Here is a 21,215-nt window from a genome sequence, read left to right on the forward strand (position 1 = left end):
GCAGAAGCTAACCCGGAATCGCATCAAGAGACGGAGGAGATAAGCGATATGGAACAGTACAGGATTGCAAAGCATGAGATGGGAACCTATCCTATGGGGCTATCAAAGGTATCCGGCGGAATCCGCCTGTGTGTGGCTGCAGAAGGAGAGGAATGCAGGGTCCTTATTTTTAAGGCAGGAGAGGAAACGCCGGTCCAGACCCTTTCCTTTCCGGCAGAGTTAAGAAAAGGCGATGTATGGAGCATGACTGTTCTGGGAGAGGATTTTGACAATCTGGAATACTGCTATGAAATCGATGGAAAACTGTTTTCTGATCCTTATGGAAAGCGTTTTACCGGACGGGAGGTATGGGGGGATTTTGAACGTGCGTCAACCCTTTTAAGAACTCCCATTGAGTTTGTTGATTTTGACTGGGAAGAAGACAAGCTTCCTCAGATCCCATATGAGGACAGTATCATATACAGGCTCCATAACCGGGGGTTTACAAAGCATACCTCTTCCAAAGTAAAGCATAAAGGAACCTTTGATGGCATACGGGAGAAGATTCCTTACTTAAAAGAGCTGGGTATTACGGCGGTGGAGCTGATGCCGGTAAATGAGTTTTCCGAGGTCATCATGGAGGAGCATGTGTATGGAAGTCCTTTTGGTGTGGATAAACCTGTTGGGAAATTGAATTATTGGGGATATACCTCAGGCTGTTATTTTGCTCCTAAGGCTTCTTACGCCTTCAAAAAGAATCCGGCTGTGGAGTTCAAAAGCCTTGTAAAGGCTCTTCACAAGGAGGGGCTGGAATTGATTGTGGAGCTTTTCTTTACCGGAAAGGAACCGCCTTCTTTGGTTCTTGATGCGGTCCGGTTCTGGGCGGATGAATTTCATGTGGACGGGATTCACCTGGTGGGGACCCTTCCCTTAGACCTCCCCCGCAGGGATCCTTATTTAAGCCGCATCAAGCTATTTGCCATATCCTGGGATATGGCCTTTGAAGGTAAGATTAAGCACTTAGGTGAGTATAATGACGGTTTTCTGGTGGATATGCGCCGGGTGCTAAAAGGGGACGAGGAACAGATGAATAACCTTGCCTTCCGTACCAGGAGAAATCCGGCGGGGTACGGCGTCATCAATTATATGGCCAATACCAACGGGTTTTCCATGATGGATATGGTGTCCTATGATACCAGACATAATGAGAAAAACGGAGAGAAGAACCATGATGGCAGTCCCTATAATTATTCCTGGAACTGCGGAGTCGAGGGTCCCACAAAGCGGAAAAAGGTGATGGAGCTTCGGAAAAAACAGCTGCGCAACGCATTCCTGCTTTTGTTTCTCAGCCAGGGAACGCCCCTTATTATGGCTGGAGATGAGTTCGGCAATTCCCAGTCAGGCAATAATAATGCATATTGCCAGGATAATGAGGTGTCGTGGTTAAACTGGAATCTGGTCAGGACCAACCGGGATCTCCTGGAGTTTGTAAAGGCGGTGATCGCCTTTCGAAAAGCGCATCCGGTGTTCCATATGCCAAAGGAGCCAAGGATCATGGATTATCTGGCATGCGGACTTCCGGATGTTTCTTATCATGGAGTAAAGGCATGGTGCCCGGAATTTGATAATTTCCGGCGCCAGCTTGGAATCTTTTACTGCGGGGAATATGGAAGAAAACCGGATGGAACTGCTGATGATAACTTTTATGTGGCTTATAACATGCACTGGGAGCTTCATGAATTTGATCTTCCCAATCTGCCTAAGAAGGAACAATGGCATGTGGTCTTTCGTACGGATAAAGGAGAAGTAAACGGCATGTACCCGGAAGGAAAGGAGCCTGCAGCAGAAGGTAAACGGTTTCTGGTTCCGCCAAGGTCCATTGTGGTGCTTATGGGAAAGAAATGATCCGTGGTATTTGAAAAGTCAATTTACGGTTATAATGTTTTTGAGGGCAATCGATCAGATTGTCCTCATTTTTTTGTATTATCAGCTGCAGCTATATGCTATGAGATCTTTTTGCTGTAGCTGGTTGTATTTGTTTTTTATATCTGACATGAGCACTTTTTTGTTTGTTTTTAAAAGACAAAATCAGGTACTAATAAATATGGAAAAATAATGCTCAATTATAATAATTACAGAAAATTGTTTGAACACGCAGCAGTTTCCGGCAGCATCAAACGGCTCCGTGAACGCCGTACTCTTCCCGCCAACATGGCGGATATAAGGCATAAGATAGAAGAAAATCCGTGAGCGCCTCAGTATATTTTTACGGAAATGAGCGTTGGGTACCGGATGGTGGAGGAATTGGAGGAAGGGTAAAAGAAATAAGCCGGCAAAGAGGCCATGATATGTCCTGTTTGCCGGCTTTTACCAAATAATCAGTTTCATAACCTGGCCTTTAGTCCTCAGGATAGATAAGCTGGTCGTCATCGATTCCGTACAGCACAGAATCAAGGAATTTTCCAGCCAGGTATTTTGCCATTCCAAGGTTCATGTCCAGGTAATTGCCGCAGTCTTTTGCGGCTGCGCCTGGTACCTCGCCTTCAAAATCCCGGATGAATTCATACATTTCTGTGATCAACGGAACAATGTCCCTGGACTTGTAATCACCGGACAGCAGAAGGTAAAAACCGGTGCGGCAGCCCATGGGGCCAAAGTACAGGATTCGGGAAGCAAAGAAGTCATGGTTGCGCAGGTAAGTGGCTCCCAGATGTTCAATGGTGTGGATTTCCGCTGTATTCATAACAGGCTCAAAATTGGGGCGGGTCATGCGGATATCAAAGGTGGTAATGACAGAGTCCCCGGCCTGATCCCTGCGGGAGACATAGATGCCTGGAAGAAGTTTTAAATGGTCGATGGTAAAGCTTGTTATTTTTTCCATGGTTATCATGTCCTTTCTTAACATGGTTGCTTACAATTTGCGGGCTGCTTATCCCATAATGAAATTATAATAAAAAAAACGTTCCCCTGCAATAGGAAACAAATGATGAATCTATCCGTCGTTTGCCGTAGAAAAATCAGTAAAGCGGTTGACAATAACCATTTCTAATAATATAATGTAAAAAAGTTAGTGACAACTAACTTAATAAATTTTTTTGACGAGGAGATGAAATGAAAAAAAACAATGTATTAAAAACAACAGTCATTATGGCAGCAGCCGTTTTAATGATGACAGCCTGCTCAAGTCCAGGCACAACAACTAATGAAACCATTGAGACCGCTGAAACCACTGCAGCTGCTAAGAGTGAAGAAGCTTTAACGGTTGAAATCAAAGATATTCATGGTCTGGTTACAGTCCCTGTAAATCCTCAAAAGGTAATTTCTCTGGATAATAGAACTTATGAGACGCTATCAGACTGGGGAATTGAATTAGTCGCTGCTCCAAAGGGTGTAATGCCCGCGGGCTCCCCATATGTAGCCGATGAGTCTGTTCTGGATATCGGAAATCACCGCGAACCGAATCTTGAGATTATAGCGGCGGCTGACCCTGACCTCGTAATTGTCGGTCAAAGATTTGCGTCCTATTATGAAGAAATAAAAAAATTAGTACCAAATGCAGCTGTTATTGATTTAAATTTTGATGTTTCCGAGGAAGCGGAAACACCTGGAGAAAACTTAGTAAACGGACTTAAGGATTCTACCATTGCACTTGGAAAAATTTTTGATAAAAATAAAGAAGCGGAACAATTGACAGCTGACTTTGATCAGGCGATCGAAGCTGTCAAATCTGCATATAACGGAACGGATACCATTATGAGTGTTGTGGTTTCCGGTGGAAATATTGGTTTTTCAGCTCCTCATTCCGGCCGTGTTTGGGGGCCCATGTATGAGGTGTTCGGATGGGTTCCGGCATTAGATATTGACAATACGACTTCCGATCATCAAGGGGATGATATTTCTGTTGAAGCGATTGCACAGAGTAATCCGGATTGGATTTTCGTATTAGACCGTGATGCCGCAGTATCTTCTACAACTGATGCAGTTCCTGCTCAGGACGTTATCGATCAATCACCTGCTCTTCAAAACGTAACTGCTGTTACTGAAGGACATATCGTTTATGCACCAGCTGATACTTACACAAATGAATCCATACAAACCTATCTGGAGTTATTTGGAGACCTTGCAAAGGTTTTGGCTGAATAGGATATAGGAGTATAGTATAGTTTTGAAAAATACAGCGAAAAAAATGATTGGGGCTGGGAATTCTCAGCCCCAACGTTATTATTACAATAAGAAATGGACAAAACCTTTTATAGTAGCAATTATGGTTGTTATTATTTTAGGTATTATATCACTGTTTACCGGAGCTTATGATATACAGGGCCAAGCGGATGGAAGGGATATGTTTTTCATAACGCGGGTACCCAGGACAGCTGCACTCATGCTTACCGGAGCTGCAATGTCAATGTCAGGACTGGTCATGCAGCTTATTACACAAAATCGTTTGGTTGAACCTACTACAATAGGGACGATTGAATGGTCGGGTTTGGGACTTCTTATTGTCTATCTATTATTTCCGGCACCAACTTTAGTTTTAAGAATGACCGGGGCAATCGTGTTTTCTTTTATAGGAACTATGATCTTCTTTTTGTTTTTAAGAAGAGTGAAACTTCGTTCGTCTTTGATTGTCCCGATCATTGGAATGATGCTTGGAGCAGTTATTTCTGCATTTTCTACTTTTATAGGACTTACCTTCCAAATGACGCAAAATATTGAAAGCTGGTTTGTAGGTTCGTTTGCAGCCGTTCAAATCGGAAGATACGAATATTTATGGCTGATTATTATAGTTACCGGTCTTATTTTTATTTGTGCTGATAAGTTGACGTTAGCCGGTCTGGGGGAAGATGTTGCTACAAGTCTTGGAGTAAATTATAATAAGATCATTATTTTGGGGACCGGCCTTATTTCTTTTGCAGTTGGAATTGTAACAGCTGTTATTGGAAATTTACCTTTCTTAGGCTTGATTGTACCCAATATTGTTTCCATGTACAGAGGAGATGATCTTAGGAGTAATCTGCCTTGGGTATGTGTGCTGGGAATGGGGGTAATAACTCTTTGTGACATAATTTCCCGAACAATTATAATGCCCTTTGAAGTACCTGTCTCTTTGATTCTCGGAACAGTGGGGTCAATTGTATTTATTGTTATCTTATTGAGGCAAAGGAGGCTAAGATGAACGGAATAGAATACAATACCGGCCTTCATCAGGAACACAGATCAGCGAGAGCTTTTCGTTCTAAGAAAGAAGAAAAAAAATATTGGATTTTGCTGATCACATTGCTTGTTTTGGGTGTTTTTGCTTCCTATGGACTTTTGGTTTATAATAATCCGGTTCCAATTGATTCCCCTTCTTTTCTCCCGGTTGTCAGAAGAAGGATGTTCGCTCTTACGGCAATGATCATTTCTGCAGTTTGTCAGAGTTTATCCACAGTCACTTTCCAATCGATTACCAGTAACAGGATTATAACCCCTTCCCTTTTAGGCTTTGAAGCACTTTACTCAACCATTCATACCGGTACCATATTTTTCTTTGGTGCCAGTGCCTTTATAAATTTTAGTGGGATTGGATCCTTTGTATTTCAGGTTGTTGTTATGGTCCTTATGTGCCTGGTCCTTTATGGCTGGCTGCTTTCCGGAAAGTATGGAAATTTACAGCTTATGCTTTTGGTTGGCGTTATTATGGGAACCGGGCTGAAGTCATTATCATCTTTTATGAGAAGACTTCTTGCACCGTCAGAATTTGATATTTTACAGGCAAGATTGTTTGGCTCTGTCAACAATGCGGATCCGGAATATTTTCCTCTTGCAATTCCGGTAGTAATAATAGCGGCACTGCTTCTTCTTGCTTATTCTAAGAAGTTAAATGTTGTGTCACTTGGAAAGGATTGCTCTACTTCTTTGGGTGTCAAACATCAGGTTCATGTAATTTATGCTTTGATTTTAGTTTCTGTTTTGATGTCGGTTTCTACGGCTTTGGTTGGACCGCTTACTTTTTATGGATTTTTAGTTGCAACTTTGAGTTATCAAGCGGCTCCAACATATGATCACAGATATATTTTTCCAATGGCTCTTGCGATTGGATTTTTGATAATAACAGGTGCTTACTTTTTTATGTACCATATATTCAGGGCTCAAGGAGTCGTTTCAGTTATTATCGAGATGTTTGGCGGAATAGCATTTTTAATCGTGATTTTAAGGAAAGGTACCTTATGATAATAATAGATAATGCCAGAAAGTCGTATGATGAGGTAGAAATAGGACCTTTGGATATTAAAATACCAAAAGCAGGTCTCACTTCTTTAATCGGACCTAATGGTGCTGGAAAATCCACCACACTTTTGATGATTGGAAGACTTTTGAATATGGAAGAAGGCCATATTAAGGTGGCAGATATGGATGTTACTGAATCGAAATCAGAGGACTTGGCAAAAGTTCTGACTATTTTGCGGCAGGAAAATCATTTTGTAACGAGGCTTACTGTCAGGCAGCTGGCTGGATTTGGCCGTTTTCCTTATTCAAAAGGAAGATTAACGAAAGAGGATGAGGTCATTATTTCTAAATATATTGATTTTTTAGAACTGACTGATTTGGAAAACAGATATTTGGATGAGCTTTCCGGCGGCCAAAGGCAAAGGGCATATGTGGCAATGGTTTTGTGTCAGGAGACGGAATATGTACTTTTGGACGAACCTTTGAACAATCTTGACGTTGCCCGTTCTGTTCAGATGATGGAGCATTTGAAGCATGCGGCCAATGAATTTGGAAGAACAATTGTGGCTGTTATGCATGATATTAATTTTGCAGCCAAATATTCTGATCGGATCTGTGCCATGAAAAACGGACGAATTGCCGCTTTTGGTACGGTAGATCAGATTATGGATTCAAAGGTTTTGACCGATATTTTTGAAACGAAAATAGAAATCATCGATGGGCCCTATGGGCCAATAGCAATTTATTAAGTTAATGCCTGCTATCCGGTCCATGTCAATAGCAAGCTAAAATCATTCATGAAATTCACTACCTGTCTCATAACATAGTATAGGTTATCAGAAATCGATGTTCAGATTTCTGATAAAAGGCAGCGTTCTTTGCTGCCGTCCATCCGATTATCGGAAGCAGTTTCAGCCTCCGGTAATATAGGAAACAGGAAGGAGCGTCAGAATGGAAGAATGGTTTCGTTTATCAGAGGATGAGGCCCTTGTAAAGCTTGGCGCAGGAAAGAATGGACTGGATTCAAGGGAAGTTTTGAAGCGAAGACAGATATATGGTCCAAATAGGCTTAAGAAAGCAGAACGCAAAAGCGCTTTCCAGGTATTTTTGGACCAGTTTAAAGACTTATTGGTCATCATCCTGATTATAGCTGCAGTAATTTCTATGATATCCGGCGATGTAGAGAGCACAGGGGTAATTTTTGCGGTGCTTCTGCTGAATGCGGTGCTGGGGACAGTAGAGCATCAGAAGGCGGAAAAGTCCATAGACAGCCTTATGGCCCTGTCGTCACCGGTAGCAAAGGTGGTAAGAGAGGGGAGGAGGCAGGAAATCCTGTCAGGGGAAATCGTACCGGGGGACATCCTGCTTTTGGAAGCAGGGGATATGGTGGCGGCAGACGGCCGGATCCTGGAAAATTATTCCCTCCTGGTCAATGAAAGCTCCCTGACCGGAGAATCCGTTAATGTGGATAAGCGGACGGGGAGGATACGGGAACAAAAGGTGCCTTTGGCAGAGCAGACGAATATGGTGTTTTCCGGTTCCCTGGTGGCAGCGGGCAGGGCAAAGATACTAGTAACAGGTACCGGAATGGATACGGAAATCGGCAGGATCGCTTCTCTCATGAATGACACCGGGGAAAAGAAGACACCTCTTCAGGTGAGCTTAGACCAGTTTGGAAGCAAGCTGGCGGCAGCCATTCTGTTTATCTGTGCAGTGATTTTCGGTCTGAGCATCTACCGCAGGATGCCGGTTTTAGATTCCCTGATGTTTGCCGTAGCCCTGGCGGTTGCGGCGATTCCGGAAGCGTTAAGCTCCATTGTCACCATCGTTCAGGCAATGGGCACACAGAAAATGGCAGGAGAAAATGCCATCATAAAGGATTTAAAGGCAGTGGAAAGCCTTGGCTGTGTTTCGGTCATCTGTTCCGATAAGACGGGAACCCTGACCCAAAACCGCATGACCGTACAGCAAATCTATGTAAACAGCCGCCTTTATCCTCCGGAACTCTTAAACAAAGAGGTTCCAGTACATAAATATCTGTTATATGATGCTGTTTTAAATAATGATTCCGCCTACATAGAAGGAAAGCTGGTGGGGGATCCGACGGAGACCGCGCTGATACAGATGGCTGAAAGGGCGGGCATGGAAGAGGAAGCCATGAAATCCTATTACCCCAGGGCAGGGGAAATCCCCTTTGACTCCCAGAGAAAGCTTATGAGTACCATGCACAGGATCGAAGGAAAAAGAGTTCTGTTCACAAAGGGAGCAGTGGATGTGCTTCTGCCCCGGATAAGCCATATATGGACAGGGGAAGGGATCCGTCCTATGAGGGAGGGGGACCGGCAGACTTTAATGGAGCAGAACATGGAGTTTTCCAGGCAGGGGCTAAGGGTTCTGACCTTTGCCTGCCGGGAAATGCATGAGGATGAAAATCTGACGGAAAAATCGGAGGCAGGCTATACCTTTCTTGGAATGACCGCAATGATGGACCCGCCCCGCCCGGAAACAAAGAATGCGGTATTAAATGCCAAAAGAGCAGGCATCCGTCCGGTTATGATTACAGGAGACCATAAGATCACAGCTTCCGCCATTGCGGAAAAAATTGGCATTCTGGGTGAGGATGATCTGGCGGTCAGCGGACCGGAGCTTGATGATATGCCGGAAGAGGAATTGAGCCGCAGGCTGGAGCATATCAGCGTTTATGCCCGGGTTTCACCGGAGCATAAGATACGGATCGTCCGCTCCTGGCAGAAAAAGGGCCATATCGTAGCCATGACAGGAGACGGAGTCAACGACGCTCCGGCCTTAAAGCAGGCCGACATCGGGGTTGCCATGGGAAAAATGGGGACAGAAGTGTCAAAGGATGCTTCTGCCATGATCCTTACGGATGATAACTTTGCAACCATTATTAAGGCGGTTGCTAACGGCCGTAATGTTTACCGGAACATCCGGAATGCCATTAAATTTCTATTATCAGGAAATATGGCTGGGATACTGTGTGTATTGTATACATCTTTCCGGGCCCTTCCACCTCCCTTTGCACCGGTGCATCTGCTGTTTATCAACCTCTTGACCGACTCTCTTCCTGCCATTGCCATTGGCATGGAAAAGGCGGAAGCAGACCTTTTGGCCCAAAAGCCCAGAAATCCCAAAGAAGGAATCTTAACAAAGCGTTTTGTTCTTCAGATTCTCCTTCAGGGGGCACTTATATCGGCCGGTACCATGACCTCCTACCACACAGGCATGGTGACTGGAAGCGAGGTGGCCGCCAGTACCATGGCATTTTCCACCCTGACCCTGGCAAGGCTGTTCCACGGTTTTAACTGCAGAAGCGGCCATTCCATTTTAAAGATCGGGTTTAAAAGTAATTTGTGGAGCATTATGGCCTTTGAGGCAGGAGCAATTCTTTTGGCAGCCGTACTGTTTATACCAGGCCTTCATACCTTTTTTTATGTGGCAGATTTAACCGCAAGGCAGTTTATTACCATTTTCATATTTGCCTTTATTCCTACGCTTGTAATTCAGGCATTTAAGACCATAAGAGAGAGTCTTCATTAAGAAAAATATACCCTGAAATCTTGACATACTTTTTGGTCCGTGGTACTATTAAGTATACATAAATAGATAGCCTAAGAGATGACAGAGCCGGGTGATGAGTGCGGGTAACCGTTCATTTCCAAGGCTCTTTCTTTATCCCTTGAGAAAAAATTAACAAAGGGGAAAATCAGGGAGCAACTGCTGGAAGGGGGAGGGGCACCCTTAGGCATATCTGTATGACAAAAGAGTATAGGCGAGAAGGAGAAAACTATGGGAAGATATGTCATTGCCTTAGATCAGGGCACGACAAGTTCCAGATGTATCCTGTTCGATGAGCAGGGGAACATCTGCAGTGCAGCACAAAAGGAGTTTAAACAGATTTTTCCGGAACCGGGCTGGGTGGAGCATGACCCCATGGAGATCTGGTCTTCACAGTTTTCCGTGGCCATGGAGGCCATGGGAAAGATCGGGGCTCATTACAGCGATATTGCTGCAATCGGGATCACCAACCAGAGGGAGACTACGGTGGTCTGGGATAAGGAGACAGGGGAGCCGGTCTATCATGCCATCGTGTGGCAGTGCCGCAGGACTTCGGACAGGATTGAGAAGCTAAAGCATGACGGTCTGGAGGAGCTTATCATTGAAAGGACCGGACTGATTCCTGATGCTTATTTTTCAGGAAGCAAGATCGAATGGATCCTGGATCATGTAGAGGGGGCAAGAGAACGGGCAGAACGTGGGGAGCTGCTGTTTGGAACCGTGGACACCTGGCTGATCTGGAATCTGACCAAGGGCTGTATCCATGTGACGGATTATACCAATGCCTCCAGAACCATGCTGTTTGATATACACAAGAAGTGCTGGGATGAGGAGATTCTTAATTATTTCCGCATCCCCAGATGTATGCTGCCTGAGGTAAAGCCCTCAAGCTGTATTTACGGCTACACCTCTTCGGATGTCATGGGAGGAAAGATTCCCATTGCAGGGGCGGCAGGCGATCAGCAGGCTGCGTTATTCGGCCAGTGCTGCTTTGAGGCGGGGGAAGTAAAGAACACCTATGGAACCGGCTGCTTCCTCCTTATGAATACAGGAGAAAAAGCGGTGAGGTCCGGGCATGGACTTTTGACCACCATAGCTGCAAGTGACCAGGAGAGCATTCAGTATGCCCTGGAAGGAAGCGTGTTCGTGGCAGGCGCTTCGGTGCAGTGGTTAAGAGACGAGATGCGGATGGTCCGTTCTGCCGCCCAGACAGAGGAATACTGTAAGGCCGTAGCGGATACGGGGGGCGTTTACGTGGTGCCGGCCTTTGCAGGGCTTGGAGCACCTTATTGGGACCAGTACGCAAGAGGAACCATTGTGGGGGTGACCAGAGGGACCAGCAAGGAGCAGTTTATCCGGGCCACGGTGGAATCTATGGCCTACCAGGTCTGTGATCTCATTGAGGCAATGGAACAGGATTCGGATATTCATTTAAAGCAGCTAAAGGTGGACGGAGGAGCCTGTGCCAACAATTTCCTCATGCAGTTCCAGTCTGATCTGTTAAACACAGAGATCGTAAGGCCGGAATGCATTGAGACAACCGCCCTTGGAGCTGCGTACCTGGCCGGACTTGCAGTCGGATATTGGAAGAGCCGGGATGAAATCAAGGCAAACTGGAAGGTATCCAGGACCTTTGACAGCCAGATGGAGGAGGAAAGCCGGAATAAGCTGGTAAAAGGCTGGAAGAGGGCAGTTAAATGCGCGCTCTACTGGTCGCAAGAAGGAGAGTAAAACGTGGAGGGGTAGGATTTGGAGGGTACATATTTATTGTTTGGGGGAATTACCTTAACATACGTCATGATGCAGCTGGAATTTATGCTTCGCATTATAACAGCAGGCTTTTTGGGGTTTTTGATCGGCAGTGAGAGAAAAAACCGGAATAAATCGGCTGGAATCCGGACCCACGCCATTGTGGCGATCGGTTCAGCACTCATGATGGTGGTTTCCAAATATGGATTTCCTGACATCCAAAACAGCGACGGGGCCAGAGTTGCGGCTCAGGTGGTCAGCGGAGTGGGGTTTTTAGGAGCAGGGGTCATATTTGTCCGAAACAATCTGGTAAATGGTTTAACAACGGCAGCCGGGATCTGGGCTACCGCCGGGGTAGGGCTGGCTCTTGGGGCAGGCCAGTACATTGTGGGCATATTGTCTGCGGTTCTCATCATTGCCATGCAGACTCTGACCCACCGAATCAACTATTTTGCCCAGGTGCCTTCCTGTGGCTGCCTTCGGATGACCATAGCGCAAAAATCCGGGGCAGTAAAAAACATGGAAGAGTTTCTGGAAAAAGAAAAGGTTGAGATCGCTTCTGTGAAGATCAACAAGAATAAAAAGGACGAGATCAAACTGGAATTTGAAGTCATTTATCCGCCGGGTTTTAACAAGGGAGTCCTGCTTTCCAAGCTGGCAGAGGAAAATGCCGTCATGGCAGTCAGCGAATAGGAGGGGGGAGAGCCTGGCAGAAAAATCTTGACAATGCAATCAGGATTATGCTAGCATTAAGACAATTAAATAAACGACCTTTGAGATGAAAGAGTAAGGAATAGAGCGGAGTGATCCGTTTATTTTCCTTACTCTTTTTTATATGATTTGCCACTTATAAGGGTGACCATTACAGATATGGAGGAGAAGAACATGATGGAAATGAATTACGATGCAGCGATCATTGGCGGCGGCGTAGTCGGCTGTGCAATTGCGAGAGAACTGGCGCGCTATGACCTTAGCATCTGTGTCATTGAACGGGAGGAGGATGTCTGCTCCGGCACGTCAAAGGCCAACAGCGCCATTGTCCACGCAGGATTTGATGCGACGCCCGGGTCTTTAAAGGCGAGATTCAATGTAGAAGGCAACCGAATGATGGGAGAGCTTTCAGAGGAGCTTGATTTTTCAATGATTCAAAATGGCTCTCTGGTGCTTTGCTTTTCTGAAGAAGATATACCCGCTCTTAAGAAGCTTTATGAGAAAGGCATAAAAAACGGAGTTACCGGCTTGTCCATCCTTTCCGGCGATGAGGTGAGGGCCATGGAACCTAATGTGACAGAAACGGTGGTGGCAGCCCTGTATGCGCCTACGGGAGGGATTGTATGTCCCTTTGGTTTAACCATAGGATTGGCAGAGAACGCCTGTGACAACGGCGTGGAGTTTTTGTTTAATACTGAGGTAAAAGTAATTGAAAAGACGGAAAAGGGCTATGACTTAAAAACCGGAGAGGGAACAATTCATGCCTCCTATGTGATCAATGCAGCCGGTGTTTATGCCGACGTATTCCATAATATGGTAAGCGAAAAGAAGATACACATCACGGTAAGAAAAGGGGATTACTGCCTGCTTGATAAGGAGGCAGGAACCCATGTGTCCCATACCATCTTCCAGCTTCCGGGCAAGATGGGAAAGGGCGTGCTGGTAACCCCTACCGTACACGGCAACCTGCTGATCGGTCCTTCGGCAACCGATGTGGAGGATAAAGAAGGCGTTAATACAGATGCAAAAGATCTGTCGGATATTATGGAGAAAGCTGTATGGGGAGTAAAGAACATACCGTTCCGCCAGACCATCACCTCTTTTTCCGGCCTTCGTGCCCATGAGGCTGGGGATGACTTCATCCTGGGCGAGGTTTCCGATGCCGCCGGCTTCTTTAATGCGGCAGGTATTGAATCACCTGGGCTTACAAGTGCTCCTGCCATCGGCGTTTACATTGCTGATCTGGTTGCAGAAAAGGCAAAGGCTTCCCGAAAGGAGAATTTTAAGACCACCCGGAAGGGAATCCTGGATCCTCAGAAGCTGTCTTTTGAAAAACGGGCGGAGCTTATTAAGAAGGACCCCCGGTACGGCACCATTATCTGCCGTTGCGAAGGGGTCAGTGAGGGAGAGATTGTAGATGCCATCACCCGGACCCTGGGAGCGGTTTCTTTAGACGGAATCAAACGGCGTGTCCGTGCCGGCATGGGACGGTGCCAGGCCGGTTTCTGTGCCCCCAGGACCATGGAGATCCTGGCAAGGGAAACAGACAGGACCATGGAGGATATCTGCAAAAACAGGCCCGGCTCCAATATAGTGACCGGTCATAAATAAGGAGGACAGCAAAATGACAGAGCATGATATAGTGATAATCGGAGGCGGTCCGGCTGGTCTTGCTGCAGCAGTAGCGGCAAAAAAGGCGGGCATTACAGATATATTGATTCTGGAAAGAGAATCCTGCCTTGGCGGCATCTTAAACCAGTGCATCCATAACGGTTTTGGCCTGCATACCTTTAAGGAAGAATTAACAGGCCCGGAATATGCGGCCCGTTATATTGAGATGGCGGAGTCGGAAAACATACCTTATAAATTAAATACCATGGTCCTTGATATCAGCAAGGATAAAGAAGTAACAGTCATCAACAGAGAAGATGGACTGTCAACCATAAAAGCCAAAGCCATAATCCTGGCTATGGGCTGCAGGGAGCGTCCCAGAGGAGCCCTTAACATACCGGGCTACCGTCCGGCAGGAATCTATTCCGCGGGAACTGCCCAGAGATTAATGAATATCGAAGGCTTCAGCGTGGGAAAAGAGGTAGTGATCTTAGGCTCCGGAGACATCGGACTCATCATGGCCAGACGTATGACCTTAGAAGGCGCCAAGGTAAAGGTGGTGGCAGAGCTTATGCCATATTCCGGTGGCTTAAAGAGAAATATCGTCCAGTGTCTGGACGACTATGGAATTCCATTAAAGCTCAGCCATACGGTAATCAACATTGAGGGAAAAGATCGGGTGACAGGCATTACTCTTGCCCAGGTCGATGAAAACCGAAAGCCTATTCCGGGTACAGAGGAATATTACAGCTGCGATACCCTTCTTCTTTCCGTAGGCCTGATTCCGGAAAATGAGCTTTCAAGGGGAGCTGGCGTCCGGATGAGCCAGGTAACGTCTGGCCCTGTAGTAGGCGACCAGCTGGAAACCAGTTCGGAAGGTATCTTTGCCTGCGGAAATGTGCTTCATGTTCATGACCTGGTTGATTATGTATCCGAGGAAGCTGCTTTGGCAGGAACAAGCGCAGCTGCCTACGTAAAAGCGGCCTGTGAAAAAAAGGCGGCTCATACCGTGGAGCTGTCAGCTGAGAACGGAGTCCGCTATACGGTGCCTCAGATGATTGACCTGGAGAACATGGAGGATAAGGTCACGGTCCGTTTCCGCGTGGCAGATGTGTACAAGGACCGCTTTATCAGTGTTTACTATGATGATGTAAGGGTTTCCCACAAAAAGAAAAAGGTTCTGGCTCCCGGTGAGATGGAGCAGGTTGTATTAAAGAAAGACAGCTTTAAGGATTATCCGGAGCTTAAGAGAATCGTTGTCTGTACGGAGGTGGAATAATATGGAGGCAAGAGAAATGATCTGTATCCGATGTCCTTTGGGCTGCCCGTTGACGGTGCGCATCGAAGGGGATCAGGTGGAAGTTACAGGGAATTCCTGCAGCCGCGGGGAAGAATATGGAAAAAAAGAGGTTTTAAGCCCTACCAGAGTGGTGACTTCCTCGGTCCGCGTCATAGGCGGTGACTTAGAAATGGTGCCGGTAAAGACAAAGCAGGACATTCCCAAGGATAAGATTTTCGCCTGCATGGAGGAAATCAGGAAGGTGGAGATTTCTGCACCTGTTCTCATTGGAGATGTGATCATTCCTGACTGTGCAGGAACCGGCGTTTCCATTGTTGCAACAAGGAACATTGAAAAAATATAATGTAATTTTCTGAAATAGCCTTGTATTTGCCGCAAGCTGTCTGGATACCTTCTGGCGGCTTGCGGATTTACAAGGCTATTTTGCATAAAAATAGGGGAATCTATGGAAAATTTATACAGGAAATGATATACTGGAAAGAGATTTTGGAGAAAGAGGGGTTGCTATGAGGGTGTTCGCACACAGGGGTTACAGTGGAAGGTATCCGGAAAATACCATGCTGGCGTTTCGAAAGGCGGCAGAGACAGGCTGTGATGGGATCGAACTGGATGTACAGCTTACAAAGGATGGAACGGTGGTGGTGATCCACGACGAAAGCATTGACCGGACCACAGATGGAACCGGTTTTGTGAAGGATTTCACTTATGAGGAACTGAAGCAATTCAATGGGGATGCTGTCTGCGGAGGGATTCATGGATTTGAACCTGTTCCGGCCTTCGAAGAATACTGTATATGGGCGAAGGATCAGGAGCTTGTCACAAATATCGAAATTAAGACAGGCGTATATTATTACGAGGGTCTGGAAGAGAAAACCCTGGAACTTGTGTGCAAATACGGGCTTGAAAAAAAGGTCATCTTTTCTTCCTTTAACCATACTTCCGTAATCCGCTTAAAGGAGCTGGCTCCCGGGATCCTGTGCGGCGCACTGCTTGGAGACCAGGGCCTTGGAAATGCAGGATATTATTGTGACCGGTATCATTTTGAATGCTACCATCCAGGGGTTAAGGGATTAACAAAAGAGGCTGTGGACAACTGCAGGAAATACGGAATTTTAGTGAATGTCTGGACGGTCAACGACATGTCCGAATTGGAGCAGGTCTATGACTGGGGCTGTGACGGAGTCATAACCAACTTTCCGGAGGTCTGCAAGAGGTGGGTCCAGAGCAAAGAACTGTAGATAATACATAGCAGGGGCGAGGCATCTGGTTTCCAGAGACTGCAGCTCCTGCTATCTTGTATGAAAAAAAGAACGTTAAAATATGCTTTTCTTTCCATGGAAAAGCCGGAAAGGGTAAAAATTGCCTTGACGGTGGGGGAAAGGATTGATAAAGTAGAACGAGATCCATATTTTGTGGGGCGGAGGAATATTAATGAAGGCGATTGAACTACTGGAGGCATCTCCGGTGATTGCGGCGATTAAGGACGATAGTGGATTAAAAAGATGCTTGGATTCGGAATGCCAGGTGGTATTTGTTCTGTATGGTAATATCTGTAATATCAGCAGCATTGTGAGGCAGATAAAAGAGCATGGGAAATATGTCATCGTCCATGCGGATCTGGCACAGGGCTTAAGCTCCAGGGAGATTGCTGTAGATTTTATTAAGCGGAATACTCATGCAGATGGGATTATCAGCACAAAGCCTCTTCTTGTAAAACGGGCGGTTGAACTGGGCCTGGTTGGGGTGCAGAGAACCTTTATCATAGATTCTCTTGCCATGAGTACCACAAAAAAGCAGATTGACACTTTTCATCCGGATCTGGTCGAGATCATGCCAGGGGTCATGCCCAAGGTACTTAAAGAGATTCGGGCCTATACGGATATTCCTATTATTGCAGGCGGACTGATATCAGACAAAAAGGATATCATGGCGGCTTTTTCCGCAGGAGCGGATGCAATCTCCACCACAAAGGAAGAGTTATGGTTCATGTAAAAGGAGGATGTTATGAAATTAGTTACATACGAGGTTGACCGGAGAAAAGATATCGGGGTAGTGAGTAAGGATGAAATGTGGGTCTTTCCTCTCAGGGCATTTGGTATGGAGTATAAGGAGATGCTGGAGGTCGTTAAGGGTCTCACCCAGTCGGAGCTTGACTTACTGGAACATGCCTCCGGCCTGGATCCTTACAATAGCAACATCGTTGGAGCTGCCATGATGAAAGAGGTCATGCTTCTGGCGCCCATCCGGACACCGGATCAGGACATCATCTGTCTGGGGCTTAATTACATGGAACATGCCGAGGAGTCTGCCCGCTATAAAAAAGAAGAATTTGACGGGACACGCCCCAATGCTGTTTATTTTTCAAAGAGAGTCAATGAGGCAGTGGATCCATATGGAGAAATCTTAAGTCACAGCGATATGGTGGACAGCCTGGATTATGAGGTAGAATTAGGGGTTATCATTGGAAAGGATGCAAAGGATGTTGCCCCGGAACAGGTGAAGGATTATATTTTCGGATATACCATCATAAATGACGTCAGTGCCCGTAACGTTCAGAATGCCCATAAGCAGTGGTATTTTGGAAAGAGCCTTGACGGATTTGCCCCTATGGGCCCCTGTATTCTCACTGCAGGCTCCGTTTCCTATCCGCCGGAGCTTGACATTCAGTCAAAGGTTAATGGAGAGCTGAGACAGGACAGCAATACCCGTCTCATGATATTTAATATAGATCATATTGTCAGTGAACTGTCTAAAGGGCTGACCCTTAGGGCAGGAACCATCATTTCCACCGGAACACCTAAGGGGGTTGGAATGGGGTTTGAACCGCCGAAGTTTTTAGCGGCAGGAGATGAAGTGGAATGCCTGATCGAGGGGATCGGGGCCATTAAGAATAAGGTCGTGTAAGATCATATAGTTTCTATTACAAAAATCCGGAAGAAAATCTGAAACACGAGACTTTCTTCCGGATTCTGTTTATACCGCAGTGCCGCAGGATACCGTTTTTGGAGGGGAAGAAAAGGGTATGGGATCAGAACGGAAAACAAATCTATGGAAAAGGAGTAAAAGGAGCATGAATGAACAGATCAAAGACATGTGGCAGTATATTGAGGATCACAGCGGGGAAGCTTATGAACTGCTTTTAACCCTTGGAAAGATACCTGCACCTTCTAACCATGAGGAACAAAGGGCTAGGTTCTGTAAGGACTGGCTGGAAAAACAGGGAGCAAAGGGAGTGTATATAGATTCTGCATGGAATGTTATATATCCCATAGGATGTCCCGAAGATAATCCTGTGGTTGTGTTTGCAGCACATACGGATGTCGTATTTCCGGATAGGGAACCCCTTCCCCTTGTTGTGGAAGAAGGAAGGGTAAAGGCACCGGGAATCGGCGATGACACGGCAAACTTATGTGCACTTCTCATGTGCGGTAAGTACATCGCACAAAAAGAGATCGTGCCCCAAAGCGGCGGCATGCTTTTGGTGGCAAATGCCGGGGAAGAGGGGCTTGGAAATCTGAAAGGGTCAAGGCAGATCATCAAGGATTTTGGAAGCCGTATTACTGCGTTTTATTCTCTTGACGGGTACATGGATGGAATTGTAAACGATGCGGTAGGCTCTAAAAGATATAAGGTGGAGATATTAACGGAGGGAGGCCATTCCTTTGGAAAATTCGGGAACCGGAATGCCATAGCCTATCTGGCATCTTTAATCGATACCCTTTACACACTGAAAGTGCCGGAGACAAAGACAAAGACCACTTATAATGTGGGGACGATTAAAGGAGGAACTTCCGTTAATACCATTGCCCAGCAGGCTGAGATGCTTTATGAGTTCCGATCAGACAGCAGAGAAGATCTGGAATTCATGGACAGACATTTTCATAGTGTGATCGAAAGCTATCGGGCAAAGCTGATAGAAGTAAACATCACTTTGGTTGGAGAGCGTCCCTGCACCGGAGCTGTGGATGAGACACAACAAAAGGAACTGGCTGAACATGTTTCTGAAGTCATTTATAAGCACACGGGGAACAGGCCGAAAACAGGCCCTGGCTCCACAGACTGCAACATACCCCTATCCATGGGAATCCCAAGCGTCTGCTTTGGAGCTGTAAGGGGAGGCTTGGCCCATACAAGACAGGAATGGATTGAAACAGAAAGCTTAAAGGACGGCTACAGGATTGCCTTTGAAGTCATATTGTCTCATTTTTAAGAAAAGAGAATTAACCGGTTCCGGACAGAAAACATGCACCTTGATTGGCTTTGATAAGCCCTTCCAAGGTGCATGTTCCTGTTTTACCTGTTATATCTCTGATCAGAATACTACTTCAAAATCATTTGCAGCAGATGTAACAGACTGTATTAATAATTTTCCACTTTTCTTTCAAAATAGGCCTTAGGATGAGCGCAGGTCGGACAAATTTCAGGAGCTTCCGGTCCTTCATGGATGTAACCGCAGTTGCGGCACTTCCAGCCAAGAGGAGCATCTCCCTTAAAGGTCTTATCGTTCTTTAAACTGTCAAGAAGCTTTAAGTAACGTTTTTCATGAGCAGCTTCTACTTTTCCTACAAATTCAAATTTCAGAGCCAGTTCTTCAAAGCCTTCTGCCCTGGCATCCTCTGCCATTCTCTTATACATATCGGTCCACTCGTAGTTTTCACCGGCAGCGGCATCTGCTAAGTTTTCTTCCGTGGTACCGATACCATGCAATTCCTTGAACCACATCTTAGCATGCTCTTTTTCCTGGTCTGCAGTTTCTAAGTACAGGGCAGACATTTGCTCATAGCCGGCCTTTTTGGCGGCAGAAGCATAATATGTATATTTGTTTCTTGCCATGGACTCCCCTGCAAAAGCGTCTTTTAAGTTCTGTTCTGTTTTTGTTCCCGCATATTTGGACATCGTATAAACCCTCCTGATTTGAATTTTGAATGATCTGTACTTTACAAACAGGGAACGGTAGTCTGTTCTGCCGCTCCCTAAGATGTATTAACCGAAGTATCTCTCTAATAAGCCTTTGAAAGCTTTGCCGTGACGAGCCTCATCCTTTGCCATTTCATGAACTGTGTCATGGATTGCATCTAAGTTTAAAGCTTTTGCACGTTTAGCAAGATCAAATTTACCGGCAGTTGCGCCATTCTCAGCAGCAACTCTTAACTCCAGGTTCTTCTTTGTGCTGGAAGTTACGCATTCGCCTAATAATTCTGCAAACTTAGAAGCATGCTCAGCCTCCTCGAAAGCAGCTTTTTCATAGTATAAGCCGATTTCAGGATAGCCCTCTCTGTGAGCAGCTCTTGACATTGCAAGATACATACCAACTTCAGAGCATTCGCCTTCAAAGTTAGCTCTTAAATCCATCATTATGTCTTCCGGAGAACCCTGTGCAACACCAATTTCATGCTCGCAGGCCCAGGACATATCTTCATCCTGTAATTTGAACTTTTCAGAACCAACCTTGCATACTGGACAGAATTCAGGAGCTGTCTCCCCTTCGTGAACATAACCGCATACAGTACAAACCCATTTCTTCATGATCTCATATCTCCTTTTTATTTTGTAATATTGTTTTGTTATTTTTAATGGCAATCAATAATAGTAATGATTACTGATATTAATTTACCATATCTTTATCTGTATGTCAAGCGTTATCGATAATTATTTTCAAAACATTCCTTACAGGTCCCATAGAAATAAATGGTGTGACTGTCCACCATGCCGTCCGCATGTTCCTGAGCAAGGTGGTTGATATTTGCCAGGGGGTCCAGTGGCAGGTCGCTGACTTTTCCGCAATTTTTACACACAAAATGATAGTGGGGTGATGTGTCCGCATCAAAGCGATCCGCGCCGTCTCCGCAAGTCAGCTTTTGGATTTCTCCCAGCTCAACCAGAAGGTTTAAGTTGCGGTATACTGTTCCAAGGCTGATATTGGGATATTCTTCGCGAATCAATGTGTATAGTGCATCGGCAGTGGGATGGTCGTGTCTTGACATCAGACAGGCCTTAATGGATTCCCGTTGACGGCTATACTTTAATGTTTTCATGGCCGCTCCTTTTCTAAAATAATAATTATATTAGTAACTGTTAC

19 protein-coding genes are annotated in these 21,215 nt (G+C 45.7%); 15 read left to right on the plus strand and 4 right to left on the minus strand.

Annotation, left to right across the window (positions count from 1 at the left end; translation table 11 throughout):
• Positions 1 to 48 precede the first annotated feature (48 nt).
• Positions 49 to 1,884, plus strand: a complete 1,836-nt coding sequence (locus ABFV83_RS17925; RefSeq protein ID WP_349945774.1) for an alpha-amylase family glycosyl hydrolase — start codon at positions 49 to 51, stop codon at positions 1,882 to 1,884.
• A 493-nt stretch (positions 1,885 to 2,377) separates the two neighbouring features.
• Here ABFV83_RS17925 and ABFV83_RS17930 read toward each other — a convergent pair whose 3' ends face one another.
• Positions 2,378 to 2,860 carry an S-ribosylhomocysteine lyase gene (locus ABFV83_RS17930; protein ID WP_349945775.1) on the minus strand — a complete coding sequence of 161 codons (483 nt, stop codon included), beginning with the start codon at positions 2,858 to 2,860 and terminating at the stop codon, positions 2,378 to 2,380.
• Positions 2,861 to 3,090: 230 nt separating this feature from the next.
• Between ABFV83_RS17930 and ABFV83_RS17935 the strand changes: the two genes are divergently transcribed.
• The 14 genes from ABFV83_RS17935 (at position 3,091) to ABFV83_RS18000 (ending at position 19,346) form a co-directional block, all read left to right on the plus strand.
• Positions 3,091 to 4,122, plus strand: a complete 1,032-nt coding sequence (locus ABFV83_RS17935; protein ID WP_349945777.1) for a siderophore ABC transporter substrate-binding protein — start codon at positions 3,091 to 3,093, stop codon at positions 4,120 to 4,122.
• Between the two features lie 22 nt (positions 4,123 to 4,144).
• Positions 4,145 to 5,155, plus strand: a complete 1,011-nt coding sequence (locus tag ABFV83_RS17940; RefSeq protein WP_349945779.1) for an iron chelate uptake ABC transporter family permease subunit — start codon at positions 4,145 to 4,147, stop codon at positions 5,153 to 5,155.
• On the plus strand, positions 5,152 to 6,192 hold the full coding sequence (locus ABFV83_RS17945) for an iron chelate uptake ABC transporter family permease subunit (protein ID WP_349945781.1): 1,041 nt from the start codon (positions 5,152 to 5,154) through the stop codon (positions 6,190 to 6,192). Before ABFV83_RS17940 ends, ABFV83_RS17945 begins: the two co-directional genes overlap by 4 nt.
• Complete coding sequence (locus tag ABFV83_RS17950) at positions 6,189 to 6,938, plus strand: ATP-binding cassette domain-containing protein (protein WP_349945783.1); 750 nt, start codon at positions 6,189 to 6,191, stop codon at positions 6,936 to 6,938. Before ABFV83_RS17945 ends, ABFV83_RS17950 begins: the two co-directional genes overlap by 4 nt.
• A 202-nt stretch (positions 6,939 to 7,140) precedes the next feature.
• Positions 7,141 to 9,747, plus strand: coding sequence for a cation-translocating P-type ATPase (locus ABFV83_RS17955; RefSeq protein WP_349945785.1), 2,607 nt, complete (start codon positions 7,141 to 7,143; stop codon positions 9,745 to 9,747).
• Positions 9,748 to 9,996: 249 nt separating this feature from the next.
• Positions 9,997 to 11,496, plus strand: coding sequence for a glycerol kinase GlpK (glpK, locus tag ABFV83_RS17960; RefSeq protein WP_349945787.1), 1,500 nt, complete (start codon positions 9,997 to 9,999; stop codon positions 11,494 to 11,496).
• 18 nt (positions 11,497 to 11,514) lie between these two features.
• Complete coding sequence (locus ABFV83_RS17965) at positions 11,515 to 12,207, plus strand: MgtC/SapB family protein (RefSeq protein ID WP_349945790.1); 693 nt, start codon at positions 11,515 to 11,517, stop codon at positions 12,205 to 12,207.
• Between the two features lie 192 nt (positions 12,208 to 12,399).
• Positions 12,400 to 13,836, plus strand: coding sequence for an NAD(P)/FAD-dependent oxidoreductase (locus tag ABFV83_RS17970; RefSeq protein WP_349945792.1), 1,437 nt, complete (start codon positions 12,400 to 12,402; stop codon positions 13,834 to 13,836).
• A gap of 13 nt (positions 13,837 to 13,849) precedes the next feature.
• Complete coding sequence (locus tag ABFV83_RS17975; RefSeq protein WP_349945793.1) at positions 13,850 to 15,115, plus strand: FAD-dependent oxidoreductase; 1,266 nt, start codon at positions 13,850 to 13,852, stop codon at positions 15,113 to 15,115.
• 1 nt (position 15,116) lies between these two features.
• Positions 15,117 to 15,479 (plus strand): DUF1667 domain-containing protein, encoded by a 363-nt coding sequence (locus ABFV83_RS17980; RefSeq protein WP_349945794.1) that lies wholly within the window; start codon positions 15,117 to 15,119, stop codon positions 15,477 to 15,479.
• A 163-nt stretch (positions 15,480 to 15,642) separates the two neighbouring features.
• Positions 15,643 to 16,374: a glycerophosphodiester phosphodiesterase gene (locus ABFV83_RS17985; protein ID WP_349945795.1), complete on the plus strand. Its 732-nt coding sequence runs from the start codon at positions 15,643 to 15,645 to the stop codon at positions 16,372 to 16,374.
• 193 nt (positions 16,375 to 16,567) lie between these two features.
• Entirely contained in the window at positions 16,568 to 17,128 is a 561-nt protein-coding gene (locus tag ABFV83_RS17990; protein WP_349945797.1) for a glycerol-3-phosphate responsive antiterminator, read from the plus strand.
• A gap of 12 nt (positions 17,129 to 17,140) precedes the next feature.
• Positions 17,141 to 18,040, plus strand: a complete 900-nt coding sequence (locus tag ABFV83_RS17995; protein WP_349945799.1) for a fumarylacetoacetate hydrolase family protein — start codon at positions 17,141 to 17,143, stop codon at positions 18,038 to 18,040.
• Between the two features lie 166 nt (positions 18,041 to 18,206).
• Complete coding sequence (locus ABFV83_RS18000) at positions 18,207 to 19,346, plus strand: M20/M25/M40 family metallo-hydrolase (RefSeq protein ID WP_349945800.1); 1,140 nt, start codon at positions 18,207 to 18,209, stop codon at positions 19,344 to 19,346.
• A 149-nt stretch (positions 19,347 to 19,495) separates the two neighbouring features.
• On the opposite strand, the gene rbr is transcribed toward ABFV83_RS18000, so the two are convergent.
• The 3 genes from rbr to ABFV83_RS18015 form a co-directional block, all read right to left on the minus strand.
• Positions 19,496 to 20,032, minus strand: coding sequence for a rubrerythrin (gene rbr / locus ABFV83_RS18005; RefSeq protein WP_349945802.1), 537 nt, complete (start codon positions 20,030 to 20,032; stop codon positions 19,496 to 19,498).
• A gap of 87 nt (positions 20,033 to 20,119) precedes the next feature.
• Complete coding sequence (locus ABFV83_RS18010; protein WP_349945803.1) at positions 20,120 to 20,662, minus strand: NADH peroxidase; 543 nt, start codon at positions 20,660 to 20,662, stop codon at positions 20,120 to 20,122.
• A 113-nt stretch (positions 20,663 to 20,775) separates the two neighbouring features.
• Complete coding sequence (locus tag ABFV83_RS18015) at positions 20,776 to 21,171, minus strand: transcriptional repressor (RefSeq protein ID WP_349945804.1); 396 nt, start codon at positions 21,169 to 21,171, stop codon at positions 20,776 to 20,778.
• Positions 21,172 to 21,215: the final 44 nt, after the last annotated feature.

The organism is Lacrimispora sp. BS-2 (genome assembly GCF_040207125.1).
Taxonomy (GTDB): Bacteria; Bacillota; Clostridia; order Lachnospirales; family Lachnospiraceae; genus Lacrimispora.

What these genes read in the sequence shown, in the direction of transcription:
- ABFV83_RS17955 (WP_349945785.1), top strand. Translation starts at nt 7,141, where the DNA reads ATGGAAGAATGGTTTCGTTTATCAGAGGATGAGGCCCTTGTAAAGCTT.
- ABFV83_RS17945 (WP_349945781.1), top strand. Translation starts at nt 5,152, where the DNA reads ATGAACGGAATAGAATACAATACCGGCCTTCATCAGGAACACAGATCA.
- ABFV83_RS17990 (WP_349945797.1), top strand. Translation starts at nt 16,568, where the DNA reads ATGAAGGCGATTGAACTACTGGAGGCATCTCCGGTGATTGCGGCGATT.
- ABFV83_RS18015 (WP_349945804.1), bottom strand. Translation starts at nt 21,171, where the DNA reads ATGAAAACATTAAAGTATAGCCGTCAACGGGAATCCATTAAGGCCTGT.
- ABFV83_RS18000 (WP_349945800.1), top strand. Translation starts at nt 18,207, where the DNA reads ATGAATGAACAGATCAAAGACATGTGGCAGTATATTGAGGATCACAGC.
- ABFV83_RS17995 (WP_349945799.1), top strand. Translation starts at nt 17,141, where the DNA reads ATGAAATTAGTTACATACGAGGTTGACCGGAGAAAAGATATCGGGGTA.
- ABFV83_RS17985 (WP_349945795.1), top strand. Translation starts at nt 15,643, where the DNA reads ATGAGGGTGTTCGCACACAGGGGTTACAGTGGAAGGTATCCGGAAAAT.
- ABFV83_RS17950 (WP_349945783.1), top strand. Translation starts at nt 6,189, where the DNA reads ATGATAATAATAGATAATGCCAGAAAGTCGTATGATGAGGTAGAAATA.
- ABFV83_RS17975 (WP_349945793.1), top strand. Translation starts at nt 13,850, where the DNA reads ATGACAGAGCATGATATAGTGATAATCGGAGGCGGTCCGGCTGGTCTT.
- rbr (WP_349945802.1), bottom strand. Translation starts at nt 20,032, where the DNA reads ATGTCCAAATATGCGGGAACAAAAACAGAACAGAACTTAAAAGACGCT.
- glpK (WP_349945787.1), top strand. Translation starts at nt 9,997, where the DNA reads ATGGGAAGATATGTCATTGCCTTAGATCAGGGCACGACAAGTTCCAGA.
- ABFV83_RS17925 (WP_349945774.1), top strand. Translation starts at nt 49, where the DNA reads ATGGAACAGTACAGGATTGCAAAGCATGAGATGGGAACCTATCCTATG.
- ABFV83_RS18010 (WP_349945803.1), bottom strand. Translation starts at nt 20,662, where the DNA reads ATGAAGAAATGGGTTTGTACTGTATGCGGTTATGTTCACGAAGGGGAG.
- ABFV83_RS17935 (WP_349945777.1), top strand. Translation starts at nt 3,091, where the DNA reads ATGAAAAAAAACAATGTATTAAAAACAACAGTCATTATGGCAGCAGCC.
- ABFV83_RS17930 (WP_349945775.1), bottom strand. Translation starts at nt 2,860, where the DNA reads ATGGAAAAAATAACAAGCTTTACCATCGACCATTTAAAACTTCTTCCA.
- ABFV83_RS17980 (WP_349945794.1), top strand. Translation starts at nt 15,117, where the DNA reads ATGGAGGCAAGAGAAATGATCTGTATCCGATGTCCTTTGGGCTGCCCG.
- ABFV83_RS17970 (WP_349945792.1), top strand. Translation starts at nt 12,400, where the DNA reads ATGATGGAAATGAATTACGATGCAGCGATCATTGGCGGCGGCGTAGTC.